The organism is Duganella sp. CT11-25 (genome assembly GCF_047302815.1).
GTDB lineage: Bacteria > Pseudomonadota > Gammaproteobacteria > Burkholderiales > Burkholderiaceae_D > Rugamonas.
Genome location: NZ_JBKBFD010000001.1, coordinates 2,256,256 through 2,271,413 on the forward strand (window position 1 = coordinate 2,256,256; position 15,158 = coordinate 2,271,413).

The 15,158-nt window shown below is 62.9% G+C and carries 13 protein-coding genes; 3 read left to right on the plus strand and 10 right to left on the minus strand.

Annotation, left to right across the window (positions count from 1 at the left end):
• Window positions 1–5 precede the first annotated feature (5 nt).
• Window positions 6–611, minus strand: coding sequence for a toll/interleukin-1 receptor domain-containing protein (locus ACEN9F_RS09505; protein ID WP_413419781.1), 606 nt, complete (start codon window positions 609–611; stop codon window positions 6–8).
• A gap of 178 nt (window positions 612–789) precedes the next feature.
• Between ACEN9F_RS09505 and ACEN9F_RS09510 the strand changes: the two genes are divergently transcribed.
• Window positions 790–1,764 carry an NADPH:quinone oxidoreductase family protein gene (locus ACEN9F_RS09510; RefSeq protein ID WP_413419782.1) on the plus strand — a complete coding sequence of 325 codons (975 nt, stop codon included), beginning with the start codon at window positions 790–792 and terminating at the stop codon, window positions 1,762–1,764.
• Between the two features lie 90 nt (window positions 1,765–1,854).
• On the opposite strand, the gene ACEN9F_RS09515 is transcribed toward ACEN9F_RS09510, so the two are convergent.
• Window positions 1,855–3,891: an ATP-dependent DNA helicase gene (locus ACEN9F_RS09515; RefSeq protein ID WP_413419783.1), complete on the minus strand. Its 2,037-nt coding sequence runs from the start codon at window positions 3,889–3,891 to the stop codon at window positions 1,855–1,857.
• 30 nt (window positions 3,892–3,921) lie between these two features.
• Complete coding sequence (locus tag ACEN9F_RS09520; RefSeq protein WP_008450659.1) at window positions 3,922–4,122, minus strand: YdcH family protein; 201 nt, start codon at window positions 4,120–4,122, stop codon at window positions 3,922–3,924.
• Between the two features lie 148 nt (window positions 4,123–4,270).
• Here ACEN9F_RS09520 and ACEN9F_RS09525 point away from each other — a divergent pair, with 148 nt between their 5' ends.
• Window positions 4,271–5,074 (plus strand): PP2C family protein-serine/threonine phosphatase, encoded by an 804-nt coding sequence (locus ACEN9F_RS09525; RefSeq protein ID WP_413419784.1) that lies wholly within the window; start codon window positions 4,271–4,273, stop codon window positions 5,072–5,074.
• A 14-nt stretch (window positions 5,075–5,088) separates the two neighbouring features.
• On the opposite strand, the gene ACEN9F_RS09530 is transcribed toward ACEN9F_RS09525, so the two are convergent.
• The 7 genes from ACEN9F_RS09530 to ACEN9F_RS09560 form a co-directional block, all read right to left on the minus strand.
• Complete coding sequence (locus ACEN9F_RS09530; protein WP_413419785.1) at window positions 5,089–5,790, minus strand: hypothetical protein; 702 nt, start codon at window positions 5,788–5,790, stop codon at window positions 5,089–5,091.
• 20 nt (window positions 5,791–5,810) lie between these two features.
• Window positions 5,811–6,908, minus strand: a complete 1,098-nt coding sequence (zapE, locus tag ACEN9F_RS09535; protein WP_413419786.1) for a cell division protein ZapE — start codon at window positions 6,906–6,908, stop codon at window positions 5,811–5,813.
• 83 nt (window positions 6,909–6,991) lie between these two features.
• Complete coding sequence (gene lpdA, locus ACEN9F_RS09540) at window positions 6,992–8,422, minus strand: dihydrolipoyl dehydrogenase (RefSeq protein WP_413419787.1); 1,431 nt, start codon at window positions 8,420–8,422, stop codon at window positions 6,992–6,994.
• A 3-nt stretch (window positions 8,423–8,425) separates the two neighbouring features.
• Complete coding sequence (locus tag ACEN9F_RS09545) at window positions 8,426–8,758, minus strand: PspC domain-containing protein (RefSeq protein ID WP_413419788.1); 333 nt, start codon at window positions 8,756–8,758, stop codon at window positions 8,426–8,428.
• A 54-nt stretch (window positions 8,759–8,812) separates the two neighbouring features.
• Entirely contained in the window at window positions 8,813–10,060 is a 1,248-nt protein-coding gene (odhB, locus tag ACEN9F_RS09550; protein ID WP_413419789.1) for a 2-oxoglutarate dehydrogenase complex dihydrolipoyllysine-residue succinyltransferase, read from the minus strand.
• Window positions 10,061–10,140: 80 nt separating this feature from the next.
• Window positions 10,141–12,996: a 2-oxoglutarate dehydrogenase E1 component gene (locus tag ACEN9F_RS09555; protein ID WP_413419790.1), complete on the minus strand. Its 2,856-nt coding sequence runs from the start codon at window positions 12,994–12,996 to the stop codon at window positions 10,141–10,143.
• Between the two features lie 255 nt (window positions 12,997–13,251).
• Window positions 13,252–14,157, minus strand: a complete 906-nt coding sequence (locus ACEN9F_RS09560) for a LysR family transcriptional regulator (protein ID WP_413419791.1) — start codon at window positions 14,155–14,157, stop codon at window positions 13,252–13,254.
• Between the two features lie 105 nt (window positions 14,158–14,262).
• Between ACEN9F_RS09560 and ACEN9F_RS09565 the strand changes: the two genes are divergently transcribed.
• Window positions 14,263–15,123 carry an MBL fold metallo-hydrolase gene (locus tag ACEN9F_RS09565; protein ID WP_413419792.1) on the plus strand — a complete coding sequence of 287 codons (861 nt, stop codon included), beginning with the start codon at window positions 14,263–14,265 and terminating at the stop codon, window positions 15,121–15,123.
• The last annotated feature ends 35 nt before the right edge of the window (window positions 15,124–15,158 follow it).

Below are 15,158 nucleotides of genomic sequence, written 5' to 3' on the forward strand. Positions count from 1 at the left end.
GACCTTTAGCGTGGGAAGTTTGGAGGAGGAATGGCGCGCCATTCGGGCGGGATGTCCGGCATGACAAAACGGCCACAGTCATGCCCCGGCGGCGTGCATCGTTTTAGGAAGTGATAGTGCTCGGCAATGCGCAGGACGATTTTTTCAATGTCCGGGATGAAATCGGGATTGGTCTTCAGGTCGCCGCTGGCCAGCGTGTAGCGGGAAAAGTCCACATACATGCCCGGCCCGGCGATCTGCGGCGGCAGGCCGATCGGATGGCGGGTCATGATCACGGGAATGATCAGGTGGCTGGGCAGCGGATACCATTGCTTGCGTTCGCTTTCGATAAGTTGCATTGCTGCAAACTCGCGGCGGGTGTAGGCGTGTGCTTCGTATTTGGGTGTATAAATGACAATCATGCAGACGCTCTCGCACAGCGCCCTCGCGATCTTCTGATCCAGGTCGTCGCCGCCGCCGAGCTGCTCGCTATCGACAAACAACTCGTCCTCGTTGTCGAAGTGAGGCTCCAGGTAGCATTTGAGTGCGTCGACCAGATCGTCCTTGAACTTGCTCATGTACGCATGCTGGCCATGTGCATAACTAAAAAAGCAGCCGTGGCGGATAGTCATGGCGTCCTCCCTGCCGCGCCCAAGCGGGGCGGCCCTTAACCAACTCTAACAATCATCTCAGCAGCCACTTTGCGCCAGCACAAACGTGCGGCAGACCGAACTTTGCGCAAACGGGTGGCGCTTTCAGGTATCATAAAAATATAACGACCGTTCTATTTTAAAAACCAAGGAGACCGAAATGAAAGCTGTCGTATGCCAGGCCTGGGGTTTGCCGGATACCCTGACCGTCCAGGAATTGCCGGATCCGCAAGCCGCCTCAGGCCAGGTGGTGATCGACGTCAAGGCCGCCGGCGTCAATTTTCCGGACGTACTGATTGTGCAAGGCAAGTATCAATTCAAGCCGGAATTGCCCTTTATTCCAGGCAGCGAAGTGGCCGGCGTGATCCGCTCGGTCGCCGACGATGTGACAACTTTCAAGGCCGGCGACAAGGTCATCGCCTTCACTTCAACCGGTGGTTTCGGGCAACAATTAGTGGCGCCCGTGCAAGCCCTGATGCCCATGCCGCCCGGCATGGATTTCGACACGGCGGCGGCCATCACCCTCACCTACGGCACCTCGCACCATGCGGTGGTGGACCGGGCCGCGCTAAAAGCTGGCGAGACCATGCTAATACTTGGCGCGGCCGGGGGTGTGGGGCTGGCCGCGATCGAGATAGGCAAAGCCCTTGGCGCCCGCATTATTGCTTGCGCTTCGACCGATGAGAAGCTGGAGGTGTGCAAACAGCATGGCGCGGACGTGCTGATCAACTACAGCAGCCAGGATTTGCGCGAGGCGATCAAGGCGGCGACCGGCGGCAAGGGTCCGGACGTGATTTACGACCCGGTCGGCGGCGAATATGCAGAGCCGGCGTTCCGCTCGATCGCGTGGCGCGGGCGGTATCTGGTGGTCGGATTCGCCAACGGCGAAATTCCGAAATTGCCGCTCAATTTAACCTTGCTCAAAGGTGCTTCATTGATCGGCGTGTTCTGGGGCGAGTTTGCAAAACGCGAGCCGAAAGCCAACCTGGCCGGCATGCGGCAGTTGATCGGATGGTTGCAAGAGGGCAAGATCCGGCCGCATATTTCGGGACGGTACAAGCTGGAGGAGACGGCGCAGGCGCTCAACGATATGGCGGCGCGCAAGGTCACGGGCAAGGTGGTGATATTGCCATGATTTCTATTTAGGCATCATTCCCGCGCGGACGGAAAGCATGCCCGGCATGGACTCCCGCCTGCGCGGGAGTGACGCCATCGCTACCAAAAGTTACTGATCCGAATTCTTGTTCTTGAAGAATTCGATCACTTCAGCCTGCTCGCGGGTGCGCTTGAAGGACGGCAAACTCTGCCAGATCCGCTTGCCGTAAGGCTTGGAAATCACCCGCGGATCGCACAACATCAGCACGCCGCGATCGCCCTCGTCGCGGATCAGGCGTCCGGCGCCCTGCTTCAGATTGATGATCGCTTCCGGCAAAGTGTGGTGCATGAAGCCGTTTTTGCCCTGCTTTTCCATCACCTCGATGCGCGCCGCCAGCACCGGATCGTCCGGCGGAGCGAACGGCAACTTGTCGATGATCACCAAAGACAGCGCATCGCCGCGCACGTCGACGCCTTCCCAGAAGCTCTGCGAACCGATCAGTACGCCATTTCCCGCCTTGCGGAACTGGTCCAGCAACTCGGTGCGGCCCTTGTCGCCCTGCACAAACAGCGGATAAGGCAGGCCGCGCTTCTCGAATTCGTCGCGCAAACGCTCGGCCGCGCGCTTCACGGCGCGCAAAGTCGTGCATAAAAGGAAAGTTTTTCCGCCCGCCGCCTCGATGATCGGCAAGGCATGGTCCAGCACGGCGTCCGTGTAGCCCATCGAATTCGGGTCCGGCAAGCCCTGCGGCACGTACAAAATGCCCTGCTGCTCGTAATTAAACGGGCTCGGCCAGGTCTTCGACGGCTCGTCGCCCAGGCCCATCTGCTCGGAGAAATGGCTGAAATCGTTCTTCACCGCCAGGGTCGCCGAGGTGAAGATCCAGCTGCGCGGCACACCTTCGCGCTGGCCGTTGAAGATGGGCGCGATCGACAGCGGCGTCTTGTGCAGCTGCAGCGACGACGCATACGCCTCGACCCAGAACACCGCTTCCTCGCCCTTCTCCACCCGCGCCTTCGGATCGAATTTCCAGGAAGCCAACTTTTGCCCCAGCTCGATGCCGCGCTGGCGGCACTGTTCCAGCGTTTCCGCGCGCATGGCCTGGGTTTCCAGCACGGCCAGCATGCCGTCCAGCGCGTCTTTCAGCGTCTGCAGCGCCGGGAAGAAGTCGCTCGACGGCGCGATCTGCGGCAGCGACAGCCGCACGATGTCCTGCGGGAACGTCAGGCGCAGGTCGCGCGCGGCCTTCTCCACCACGGTGACCACCTTGCCCCAGTCGGCGCCGTCGCGGGCGTTCGACAAGCCCTCGGCCAGCACGTCGCGGCACAGCTCCAGCACTTGCGAGGTCGAGAACGTATCGCCGAAGAACAGGGTGGCGGTGTCGGGCAGCTGGTGCGCCTCATCGAAGATGATGGTATTGGCGGACGGCAACAGCTCGGCGACGCCGGAATCCTTCAGCGCCACGTCGGCAAAGAACAAATGGTGGTTGACCACCACCACGTCCGCCTGCTGCGCCTCCTTGCGCGCCTTCATCACGAAGCAATCCTGGTAATACTGGCATTCCGCGCCCATGCAGTTGTCGCGGGTCGACGTCACCAAATTCCAGATCAGCGCGTTTTCCGGCACGCGGGCCAGCTCGGCCTTGTCGCCGGAACTGGTCATTTTCAGGAAGCGCGAGATCTCGCGCAAATGGCCGACATCGTCGCGCGAGGTCATGCGGCCGTTCTGCAGCGTGCGCTCCAGATGGTAGTGGCAGACGTAGTTCGAGCGTCCCTTCAGCAGCGCCACCGAGACCGGCGCCTGCAGGGCGGCGCGCACGGTCGGGATGTCGCGCAGGAACAGCTGGTCCTGCAAGTTCTTGGTGCCGGTGGAGACGATGGTCTTGCCGCCCCATAACAGCGCCGGCACCAGGTAGGCGAAGGTCTTGCCCGTGCCGGTGCCGGCCTCGGCGATCAGCGTGGTCTGGTTGGCGATGGCGTCGGCGACGGCCTTGGCCATCTCGGTCTGCGACTTGCGCGGGCGGTACTCGCCCACAGCCGGCCCCAGCGGTCCACCGGCGCCGAACAGGCGCTCAACCTCGGCATCGTGCTTCCCGGGGGGCTGGTCTGGCGTGGCGCCGACTACGGCGGGGATGGCGTCGGCGGGCGATGGAAGGTGTTCGGTCAAAATAAACTTAGTAGTGGCGCCGAGACGGACTCAGGCCGGAACATCGGGAACCAGTTGCATTTTCAGCAGAGTGATATGGTCTTTCAGCTGCAGCTTGCGCTTTTTGAGGCGGCGCAACTGCAGCTGATCGTGGTGGCCGTCCAGCGTCAGCATATCGATGACCGCGTCCAGATCGCGGTGTTCGACGTCGAGTTCTATCAATCGACGCTGGATATCTTGTACATCAGTCATATTTCTCAGCCAAATAGTTTCACCGGAACAACAAGGGTACAGCAAACACATTGCAAACAAACTGCGACACGGTGCATAGTTTAATCTACGGCGCGCTTGCCGCCAACAGATTGATCGCTCACCAGCAGTCTAGGATACAGTGTCACATATGAGCGCATACAAAATAGAAGCGGGGACCGCCCAGCACATCGGTAACCGGCCCCAGCAAAATGACCGGGTGGCCCTGTTCACCGCTGCCCAGGCGCCTGGCTACGTGCTGGCCGTGCTGGCCGACGGCAACACCGGTGCCATCGGCGCCGACCAGGTGTTATTGACCAGCAAACACTTGTTCGACGAATTCCGCGCCGGCGACGCCGCCAGCCTGCCCCGCCTGCAGGAACTGCTGCGCGCCATCGCGCTGGAGGCGCACGAGGTCATCAAGATGAACCCGATCGCCGCCACCGCCGAGCCGCAAAGCGCGCTGGCCCTGCTGATCCTGACGCCGCAGGGTCAGGCCGTGTGGGCCCATGTGGGCGATGCCAGGGTATACCGTTTTGCCGGCGAGACCTGCGCGGCGCGCAGCAACGACGACGCCTATGTCCAGCACCTGGTGACCGAGGACAAGCTGCCGCCGGAGGCGGCAAAGAAGCACCGCAGTTCCCGCCTGCTCAGCAATGTGCTGGGCAACAGCTTCAAGGCGCCGTTCGTGACGCTGGGCTGGCACGAAGGCGCGCGGGCCGGCGACGCCTTCATGCTGTGTTCGGACGGGCTGTGGATGCTGTTCAAGGACGCCGAACTGGCGGCGGCCGTGGCGCGCAACACGCCGCGCCAGGCGGCCGAGCGCCTGATCTCCAAGGCCGCCGAGCGGGCCCAGGGCAAGGGCGACAACTGCTCGATGGCGATCATCAAGCTGGTGGCGCCGCCCAAGGAAGCGCCCGGCTATACCGTGCAAAAGATGCGCCGCGCGGTCTGAGGCGCGGCGCGGTCTTACTTCGACGCCGCCTTGGCGGCCGCCGCGGCGGCTGCGGCCGCTTCGGCCTCGGCCCGCTTTTTATCGGCAGCTTCCTTGGCGGCCGCCTTGGCAGCGTTTTCCGCCTTCTTCTTCGCCACTTCCGCCTGGCGGTGCTGGGACTCCAGTTTCTTCCGCTCGAAGGCTTCGACATTGGCGGCGCGCTTGCCGGCGTCGGCCGCGTCCTGCGCCTGTTCGCGTTTCAGCTTGGCCGCATGCTCGGCTTCGCGGTCCGCGACCCGGCGGCCGGATGGCGGCGCCGGCGGCGGCTTGTCGTCCGCCACCTTGGGCTCCTTGGGGACGTGCGCGGCGCGCTGCGCCTGGTCTTCCGCATCCTTGCGGGCGCGCTCGGCCAGGTCGGCGTCGCGCTTCGCGACCGAATCGGCGCGCTTGAAGTGCTGCGCCTCGACTTCAAGCGCGCGCAGCCCGGCCAGCGCGGCGCGGCGTTTTTCCTTGGCCTTGTCCAGGCAATTGTTGACGAAGAACCTGGTGGTGCAGACGCGCTCGCTGGCGGAGAATTCGTCGTTGACGGCGGCGCGGTCCTTGGCGACCTGCGCCAGCGTGGCGTTGGCCTGCTCGACCGACGTGGTCTGGGCCTGCGCCGGCGCGGCCAGCGCCGCCAGGGCGGCCAGCGCGGCGGCGGCGATCATCTCGCCCAGCGGTTTCAAACCTGCTCTCATATGTATTTTCCTGTGTAACGTCACGCCAGCGCTGCCGCTGCGACGCGCTGTTCCTTATCCATGTACTCGCGCGATTGCATCTCGACGATGCGCGATACCGTGCGGTGAAATTCGTTGGCCAGCGTGCCGTTGGTGTACAGCTCTTCCGGCTCGACTTCCGCCGACATCAACAGTTTAACGCCCTGGTCGTAGAAGACGTCGATCAGCCACGTAAAGCGGCGCGCCTCCGACGACATCGCCGCCGACATCATGGGAATCCCGGACAATATCACGGTATGGAAGCGGCTGGCGATTTCCAGGTAATCGTTCTGTGAGCGCGGGCCGCCGCACAGGGTGTTGAAATCGAACCAGATGATGGTGCCGGCGCGGCGCAGCGCGCGGATTTCGCGCGCCTCGATGCGCACCACCGGATCCTCGTCGGCGGTCTCGGCGATGCGGGTGTAGGCGTCGCGCAGCGCCTGGTCGGTGGTTGCGTTCAGCGGCGTATAGTAGGAATCGACCTGCTCCAGCGCGCGGCTGCGGTAGTCGACGCCGGCGTCGATGTTCATCACGTCCAGCTTGTCGTACAGCAGGGCGATGGTCGGCAGGATGCGGTCGCGGTGCAGGCCGTCCGGGTACAGCAGTTTCGGATCGTAGTTCGAGGTCATGATGAAGGACACGCCGTTGTCGAACAGCGCCTTCATCAGGTTGTACATGATCATCGCGTCGGCCACATCGGAGATGTGGAATTCATCGAAGCAGATCAGGCGGTATTTCTTGGCGATGCGCTTGGCCACCTCATCGAGCGGATTGGCGACGCCGGTCAGCTCGTCGAGCTGGCGGTGCACGCCGCGCATGAATTCGTGGAAGTGCAGGCGGGTCTTGCGCACCAGCGGCACCACCGAATAGAAGCTGTCCATCAGGAACGACTTGCCGCGCCCCACCCCGCCCCACATGTACACGCCCTTCGGCACGTCCGGACGGTTGATCAGGCGCTTGAAGGTGCTGGAACGCTGGCCCTTGTAGGCCACCCATTCCTCATAGCACTGCTGCAGGCGGTCGACGGCGCGGCGCTGGGCGGCGTCGGCCTTGAAATTGCGCTCTTCCAGCGCGTGCTGATAAAACTCTTCGACGTTCATGTGTTCGATTCTGTGTGGCGGGCGCAAATAAAAATGGCGGGCCAAGCGGCCCGCCCTACGTTCTTGCTACCGTAGTGTGCTGCTTAGAAGTTCAAGGTGCGCTTGTCGATGGCCAGCGCGGCTTCCTTGGTCGCTTCCGACAGCGATGGGTGCGCATGGCAGATGCGCGCGATGTCTTCGGCCGAAGCCTTGAACTCCATCGCCACCACCGCTTCGGAGATCAGCTCGGAAGCCATCGGTCCGATGATGTGCACGCCCAGGATTTCGTCGGTGGCGGCATCCGCCAGGAACTTGACGAAACCGGTGGTGTCGCCCAGCGCGCGCGCGCGGCCGTTGGCCAGGAACGGGAAGCTGCCCGCCTTGTAGGCGACGCCGTCGGCTTTCAGCTGCTGCTCGGTGCGGCCGACCCAGGCGATTTCCGGCGAGGTGTAGATCACCCAGGGAATCGTGTTGAAGTTGGTGTGGCCGTGCTGGCCGGCGATGGTCTCGGCAACCGCCACGCCTTCTTCTTCAGCCTTGTGCGCCAGCATCGGGCCGCGTACCACGTCGCCGATCGCCCAGACGTTCGGCAGGTTGGTCTTGCAGTGGTCGTCGACGGCGATGAAGCCGCGCTCGTCCAGCGCCAGGCCCGCTTTGTCGGCGGCCAGGCCGTCGGTGTTCGGGGTGCGGCCGATCGAGACGATCAGGCGGTCGAACACGGTGGTGGTGGCTTCGCCCTTGGCGTTCTCGTACTCGACGGTGACGTCGTTCTTGCCCGGGGTGATCTTGCCGATCTTGCAGCCGAGGTTGATCGACAGGCCTTGCTTGGTGAACTGCTTCAGCGCTTCCTTGGCGACTTGCTCGTCGACCGCGCCCAGGAACACCGGCAGGCCTTCCAGCACGGTCACTTCCGAACCCAGGCGGCGCCATACGGAACCCATTTCCAGGCCGATCACGCCGGCGCCGATCACGCCCAGTTTCTTAGGCACGGCGTCGGTGGCCAGTGCGCCGGTGTTCGACAGGATCAGTTTCTCGTCGAACGGAGCACCCGGCAGCGCGCGCGCGTTGGAACCGGTGGCGACGATGACGTGCTTGCCGGTGATGGTGTCCGCGCCTGGACCGGTGATGGTCAGCGGGTAGCCTTCGGCGGTGGCGGCGCCGGCGAACGCGGCGCGACCGTGGAAGAAGGTGACCTTGTTTTTCTTGAACAGGAACAGGATGCCGTCGTTGTTTTGCTTGACGACGGTTTCCTTGCGCTTCAGCATTTGCGGCAGGTTCAGCGACAGGCCCGTGACATCGATGCCGTGGTCCTTGAACGCATGGCCGGCGTGCTCGTAGTGCTCCGACGATTGCAGCAGCGCTTTCGATGGAATGCAGCCGACGTTGGTGCAGGTGCCGCCCGGTGCGGGGCCGCCCTTTTCATTTTCCCACGCGTCGACGCAAGCGACCGAGAAACCCAGTTGTGCCGCGCGGATGGCAGCGATGTAACCGCCAGGACCGGCGCCGATGACTACTACGTCAAATTGCTTACTCATTTTTTATTTTCCAATCAGTTCTTCGTCTGGAACGAAAATCCATAACAGAATGTAGATCGCGAGGCCGAAACCGAAGGTCAGCACGAACAATACGAACAACAGGCGCCAGATCCAGGATTCGATCCCGGTGACCTTGCCCAGCCCGCCGCACACGCCACCGAGCCAGCGGTCGCTCTGGGAGCGGCGCAAGCGGCTGATGTCGTTGGAGACGTTCTCCCCTGGGACGTAGGCTTCCTGGTTCAGCAAACGGGCCTTGGCTTGGGCGAATTCCTCGTCCGACAAGGCTCCCGCCTGGTGCAATTCGTGTAAACGCTTGATTTCTTCTGCGACGCTCATTCATGACCCTCAGAGAAATCCCCGGGCTCGGACGAGCCCGGGGCAAAGCAGGAATTACAGGTCCAGCAGCAGGCGTGCAGGATCTTCCAGCGCTTCTTTCATCGCGACCAGGCCCAGCACGGCTTCGCGGCCGTCGATGATGCGGTGGTCGTAGGACATTGCCAGGTAGTTCATTGGACGGACAACGATCTGGCCGTTTTCAACCACGGCGCGGTCCTTGGTCGCGTGCACGCCCAGGATGGCCGATTGTGGCGGGTTGATGATCGGGGTCGACAGCATGGAGCCGAAGGTGCCGCCGTTCGAGATCGAGAAGGTGCCGCCGGTCAGGTCGTCCAGGGTCAGCTTGCCTTCCTTGGCTTTCTGGCCGAATTCACCGATTTTCTTCTCGATGTCGGCGATCGACATCTGGTCGGCGTTGCGCAGGATAGGCACCACCAGGCCGCGCGGCGAACCGACCGCGATACCGATGTCGAAGTAGCCGTGGTAGACGATGTCGTTGCCGTCGACCGAGGCGTTGATGATCGGGTATTTCTTCAGCGCTGCAACGGCGGCTTTGACGAAGAAGGACATGAAGCCCAGCTTGACGCCGTGCTCTTTTTCGAACTTGTCTTTGTACTTGTTGCGCAGGTCCATGACCGGAGCCATGTTCACTTCGTTGAACGTGGTCAGGATGGCGTTGGTCGATTGCGATTGCACCAGGCGCTCGGCGATACGTGCGCGCAGGCGGCTCATCGGCACGCGCTCTTCCGGACGGTCGCCCAGGTTGCCCGCTGCCGGCGCGGCCACTTGCTGCAGTGCCGGCTTGGCGGCGGCTGGCGCCAGCGGCGCGACCGCAGGTGCTTTGGCGCCGGCGGCCAGGGCGTCGCCCTTGGTCACGCGGCCGTCTTTGCCCGAACCGGCGACATCGCCAGCGCTCAGGCCTTTTTCCGACAGGATCTTGGCGGCGGCAGGCATGGCCACGTCGCCCTTCGAACCACCGGTAGCGGCGGCTGGCGCTGCAGCAGGTGCGGCGGCGGCTGGTGCGGCGGCGGCGGCGGCTGGAGCGGCTGCTGCGGCGACGCCGTCGGTGTCGATGATCGCGATCAGTTCGTCGGCAACCACGGTGGTGCCGTCGCCCTTGATGATTTTTACCAGGACGCCGGCGGCTGGTGCCGGCAGTTCCAGAACAACTTTATCAGTCTCGATGTCAATCAGGTTTTCGTCGCGGGCGACTGCCTCGCCGACTTTTTTATGCCAGGTCAGCATGGTTGCTTCTGCTACCGATTCCGACAGCTGGGGAACTTTGACTTCGATTTGTGCCATGTAAAACTCCGTATATTTTGTTATTGCGGCGCCCCGCCGCGTAGCAGCAGGGCGCTCCGTTCAGTAAGTAGCGTGATGATTTATTTGGTCAGGATGAAACCTTTGAGCTTCGAGAACGCCGTTTCCAGCAGGTCTTTTTGCTGGGCGTAGTGCTTGTCGTAGTAACCGACAGCCGGCGATGCCGATGCTGGGCGGCCGGCGTATGCCAGGCGTTGGCCAGCGTCCATGCTCTCGAAGATGTTGTGCTGAATCTGGAACCATGGGCCCTGATTCTGCGGCTCGTCCTGCGCCCACACCACTTCGGTCAGCGCTGGGAACTTCTTCAGTTCGGCAGCGAAGGACTTGTGCGGGAACGGATACAGCTGTTCGACACGGATGATGGCGGTGTCGGTCTGGCCGCGGGTCTTGCGTGCGTTGACCAGGTCGTAGTAAACCTTGCCCGAGCAGGCGACCACGCGCTTGACCTTCTTGGCGTCGATTTTCTCGTCGACTTCGCCGATCACGGTCTGGAACGCGCCCTTGGCCAGGTCGTTCAGCGAGGAACCGGCTTCCTTGTTGCGCAGCAGCGATTTCGGGGTCAGGATCACCAGCGGCTTGCGGAACTGGCGCACCATCTGGCGGCGCAGCACGTGGAAGATCTGCGACGCGGTGGTCGGCTGCACCACTTGCATATTGTTGTCCGCGCACAGCTGCAGGAAACGTTCCGGACGCGCGGACGAGTGCTCAGGACCCTGGCCTTCGTAACCGTGCGGCAGCATCATGACCAGGCCCGAAGCGCGGCCCCACTTCACTTCGCCGGAGCTGATGAACTGGTCGATCACCACTTGCGCGCCGTTGACGAAGTCGCCGAACTGGGCTTCCCAGATCGTCAGCGTGTTCGGCTCGGCGGTCGAGTAGCCGTATTCGAAGCCCAGTACCGCCTCTTCGGACAGCACGGAGTCGATCACGGTGAACGGCGCCTGGCCTTCGGCGATGTTTTCCAGCGGCACATAGGTGCCCGCATCCCAGCGTTCGCGGTTCTGGTCGTGCAGCACGGCGTGGCGGTGCACGAAGGTGCCGCGGCCGGCGTCCTGGCCGGTCAGGCGCACCGCGTAGCCCGAAGCGACCAGCGAGGCGTAGGCCAGGTGTTCGCCCATGCCCCAGTCCAGGTTCAGTTCGCCGCGGCCCATGGTGGCGCGGTCGCCCAGGACCTTCTCGACCAGCGAGTGGACCTTGAAGCCTTCCGGCACGGTGGTGATGCGGGTGGCCAGGCGTTTCAGCTCGGTCATCGGCACGGCGGTGTCGGCCGAGTCGGTCCACTTGCGGTTCAGGAACGGCAGCCAGTCGACCGCGTACTTGTTCTTGAAGTTGGAGATCACTGGATCGACGGTGTGCTTGCCGGCGTCCATGGCGTCGCGGTAGGCGGCAACCATCTGCTCGCCGCCGTCGGCCGGGATCACGGTCTGCGCCACCAGCTTGTCCGCGTACAGCTTGCGGGTGCCTGGGTGCTGGCCGATTTTCTTGTACATCAGCGGCTGGGTCAGCGCCGGGGTGTCCTGCTCGTTGTGGCCCAGTTTGCGGTAGCAGATGATGTCGACAACGATATCCTTCTGGAACTGCAGACGGTAATCCATGGCGATCTGCGAAGCCAGTACCACGGCTTCAGGATCGTCGGCGTTCACGTGCAGCACCGGTGCTTCGATCATCTTGACGACGTCGGAGCAGTAGATGGTCGAACGCGCGTCGCGCGGGTCGGAGGTGGTGAAACCGATCTGGTTGTTGATGACGATGTGCACCGTGCCGCCCGTGCCGTAGCCACGGGTCTGCGCCAGGTTCAGGGTTTCCATCACAACGCCCTGGCCCGCGAATGCGGCGTCGCCGTGCACCAGGATAGGCAGCACTTGCTTGCCCAGGTGGTCGCCGCGGCGGTCCATACGCGCCTTGACCGAACCTTCAACCACCGGGTTGACGATTTCCAGGTGCGACGGGTTGAACGCCAGCGACAGGTGAACCGGACCGCCCTGGGTCGAGATGTCCGACGAGAAGCCCTGGTGGTATTTGACGTCGCCGGCCGGCAGGTCGTCGCCGTGCTTGCCTTCGAATTCCTCGAACAGTTCCTTGGGCGCCTTGCCCAGGGTGTTGACCAGCACGTTCAGGCGGCCGCGGTGGGCCATGCCGATAACGATTTCCTGCACGCCCTTTTCACCGGCGCGCTGGATGATCTCGTCGATCGAGGCGATGAAGGTTTCGCCGCCTTCCAGCGAGAAGCGCTTCTGGCCGACGTATTTGGTGTGGAGGTAGCGCTCCAGGCCTTCGGCAGCGGTCAGACGCTCCAGGATGTGTTTTTTCTTCTCGGCGGTGAAGTTCGGGGTCGAGCGGATCGACTCCAGGCGCTCTTGCAGCCAGCGTTTTTCGGCCGGATCGGAGATGTACATATACTCCGCGCCGATCGAGCGGGTGTAGGTATCGCGCAGGAAGTTCAGCAGGTCGCGAAGGGTCGCGGTCTCTGGGCCGAAGTAGGTATTGCTGATGTTGAACACGGTGTCCATGTCCGCATCGGTGAAGCCGTAGAAGCTCGGCTCCAGCTCATTGATCGACGGACGTTCCTGGCGCTGCAGCGGGTCCAGGTTGGCCCAGCGGGAACCCAGGTAGCGGTAAGCGGCGATCAGCTGGGTCGCGGCGACGCGCTTGCGGCCCATTTCAGCGTCGGCGGAGGCGACTACGGTGCGGATCGGGCCGGCTTTCGCGCGTTCGGCGAAGGAGGCGATGACCGAAGCGTGGGCGACGTCTGGTTTGTTGGAGCCATCGACTGCAGGCACGTGCTGCATGGCGTCGAAGTAGGCGCGCCAGTTATCTGGCACGGAGCCTGGATTGTTGAGATACGCTTCGTACAGTTCTTCGACGTACGGCGCGTTCCCACCAAACAGGTAGGAGTTGGACGTGTATTGTTGCATCATATTGCTCACCTTTCTTCGCGCTTCGCGAGGAATTAGCGGGTTAATCTAACCTTCCGCGACACGGCCTGACCGGTTAGCGGATTGCACATCAAGTTGTGGGGAAGGGCTATATTTCTTCAGGTACAAAAAAAACGGTCATTCAGCATAGCACCGGTATTGTATCGCAACAACCATTTGTGCGACAAAATCACGGTAAATCTTTTGCCATTAATTTTCACTTAAGCCGCATGGTTGCTTGGTCTACACATAATGTTTTCATATTTTCAATGCCTTGAGACTGGTATTACCGAACCAGTCCACCAAAAAATCCAACATCGTCCGCAACCCGGGTGACATATGCTGACGAGAGGTATAAATACCATAAATGCCCATGCGCTGCGGCGCGCAATCGGGCAGCAGCGCCACCAGCCGGCCCTCGGCGATCAGCGGCGCGGCGCTGTATAGTGGCTGCAATGCAATGCCGGCGCCCTGCTCCGCCGCCTTCAGCAGGACCAGGTCTTCGTTGGCGGACAGGTTGCCGCCGACCGGCACCGACACCGCCTCGCCGCCGGCGCGCGTGAACTGCCACAGGCTCTTGCCGAAATAGGTGTAGGTCAGGCAGTTGTGGGACGCCAGGTCCTCCGGCCGCTGCGGCGTGCCGCGCGCCGCCAGGTAGGACGGCGCGGCGCAGACCACCGAGTCGCACAGGCCCAGCTGGCGGGCGATCAGGTTCGGCTCCAAGGCGTTGGTGATGCGCAGCGCCAGGTCGATGCGCTCTTCGATCAGGTTGACGGCGCGGTTGTTCATCTGCAGGTCGACCGAGATGCGCGGATAGCGCGCCAGGTAGGCCGTCACCGCGCCGGCCAGATGCGCCTGCGCCAGCGACTGCGAACTGGTGATGCGCAGCAGGCCTTGCGGCGTGCCGGGGTCGTCGGCCGCCACTTCCATCGTCCCGGCCAGCGCCAGCATGGCGCGGCAGCGCGCCAGCGTGACGTCGCCGGCGTCGGTCAGGCTGAGGCGGCGCGTGCTCCGGTGCAGCAGGCGGGCGCCGGCCCACTGCTCCATCTCGGCCAGGTAGCGCGTCACCATCGCGCGCGACATATCCAGCGCATCGGCGGCGGCGATCATGCTGCCGCGCTCGGCGATGCTGACGAAAACCTGTGCTGCGGTGATGCGGTCCATGTGATTCGTCCGATTTATGCAATTGACAGGTGCAGATTACCCTATTTTTCTATCGATTCGGTCAATTTAAGATGGCGTCATTCCAACCTCACTTGAAAGACGATCATGATCAAGCAAACCCTGCTGTCCGCCGCCCTCGCCGCTTCCGCCGCCGCCAGCGCCGCGCCGCTCACGCTGGACGTATTCAATCCGGGCGAAGCCGCGATCTTCCCGGTCGCCTCGGTGATCGTCAGCGGCGCCAGGGACGCGGTGCTGATCGACGCCCAGTTCTCGCGCGGCGAAGCGCTCAAGCTGGTCGAGCGGATCCGCGCCAGCGGCAAGCGCCTGACCACGGTCTACGTCAGCCACAGCGATCCGGATTTCTACTTCGGCCTGGATGTGATCCACGTCGCCTTCCCGGACGCGAAGATCCTCGCCACGCCGCAAACCATCGCCGGCATCGAAAAGAAAAAGGACGCCAAGGTGGCGTTCTGGGGCCCCATCCTGAAGGACAACGCGCCGCAAGGCATCATCGTGCCGCAGCCGCTCAAGGGCGACACCATCACGCTGGAGGGCCAGGCCCTGAAGATCGAAGGCCTGAAAGGCGCGACGCCGGAGCGCAGCTATGTCTGGATCCCGTCGATCAAGGCGGTGGCCGGCGGCGTCATCGTATTCAATCAGCTGCACGTCTGGACCGCCGACACGCAAACCGCCGAATCGCGCCGGCAATGGCTGGCCACGCTCAAGGGCGTCGCGGCGCTGAAGCCGGTCACCGTGGTGCCGGGCCACTTCGCGCCGGGTGCCGCGCTGACGCCGGACAGCATCGCCTTCACCCGCGACTACCTGGTGACATTTGAAGACGAGACGGCCAAGGCAGCCGATTCGGCGGCGCTGATCGCCCGCATGAAGGCGCTGTATCCAGGCGCCGGCCTGAACGCCGCGCTGGACACCAGCGCCAAAGTCGCCAAGGGCGAGATGAAGTGGTAATCAACTCGGCGATGGGGTGATACACTGCGGCGGTT

Excerpts from the sequence above, each read along its gene's own strand:
- ACEN9F_RS09505 (WP_413419781.1), bottom strand. The coding sequence starts at position 611 with ATGACTATCCGCCACGGCTGCTTTTTTAGTTATGCACATGGCCAGCAT.
- ACEN9F_RS09510 (WP_413419782.1), top strand. The coding sequence starts at position 790 with ATGAAAGCTGTCGTATGCCAGGCCTGGGGTTTGCCGGATACCCTGACC.
- ACEN9F_RS09520 (WP_008450659.1), bottom strand. The coding sequence starts at position 4,122 with ATGACTGATGTACAAGATATCCAGCGTCGATTGATAGAACTCGACGTC.
- ACEN9F_RS09525 (WP_413419784.1), top strand. The coding sequence starts at position 4,271 with ATGAGCGCATACAAAATAGAAGCGGGGACCGCCCAGCACATCGGTAAC.
- ACEN9F_RS09530 (WP_413419785.1), bottom strand. The coding sequence starts at position 5,790 with ATGAGAGCAGGTTTGAAACCGCTGGGCGAGATGATCGCCGCCGCCGCG.
- zapE (WP_413419786.1), bottom strand. The coding sequence starts at position 6,908 with ATGAACGTCGAAGAGTTTTATCAGCACGCGCTGGAAGAGCGCAATTTC.
- lpdA (WP_413419787.1), bottom strand. The coding sequence starts at position 8,422 with ATGAGTAAGCAATTTGACGTAGTAGTCATCGGCGCCGGTCCTGGCGGT.
- ACEN9F_RS09545 (WP_413419788.1), bottom strand. The coding sequence starts at position 8,758 with ATGAGCGTCGCAGAAGAAATCAAGCGTTTACACGAATTGCACCAGGCG.
- odhB (WP_413419789.1), bottom strand. The coding sequence starts at position 10,060 with ATGGCACAAATCGAAGTCAAAGTTCCCCAGCTGTCGGAATCGGTAGCA.
- ACEN9F_RS09555 (WP_413419790.1), bottom strand. The coding sequence starts at position 12,996 with ATGATGCAACAATACACGTCCAACTCCTACCTGTTTGGTGGGAACGCG.
- ACEN9F_RS09560 (WP_413419791.1), bottom strand. The coding sequence starts at position 14,157 with ATGGACCGCATCACCGCAGCACAGGTTTTCGTCAGCATCGCCGAGCGC.
- ACEN9F_RS09565 (WP_413419792.1), top strand. The coding sequence starts at position 14,263 with ATGATCAAGCAAACCCTGCTGTCCGCCGCCCTCGCCGCTTCCGCCGCC.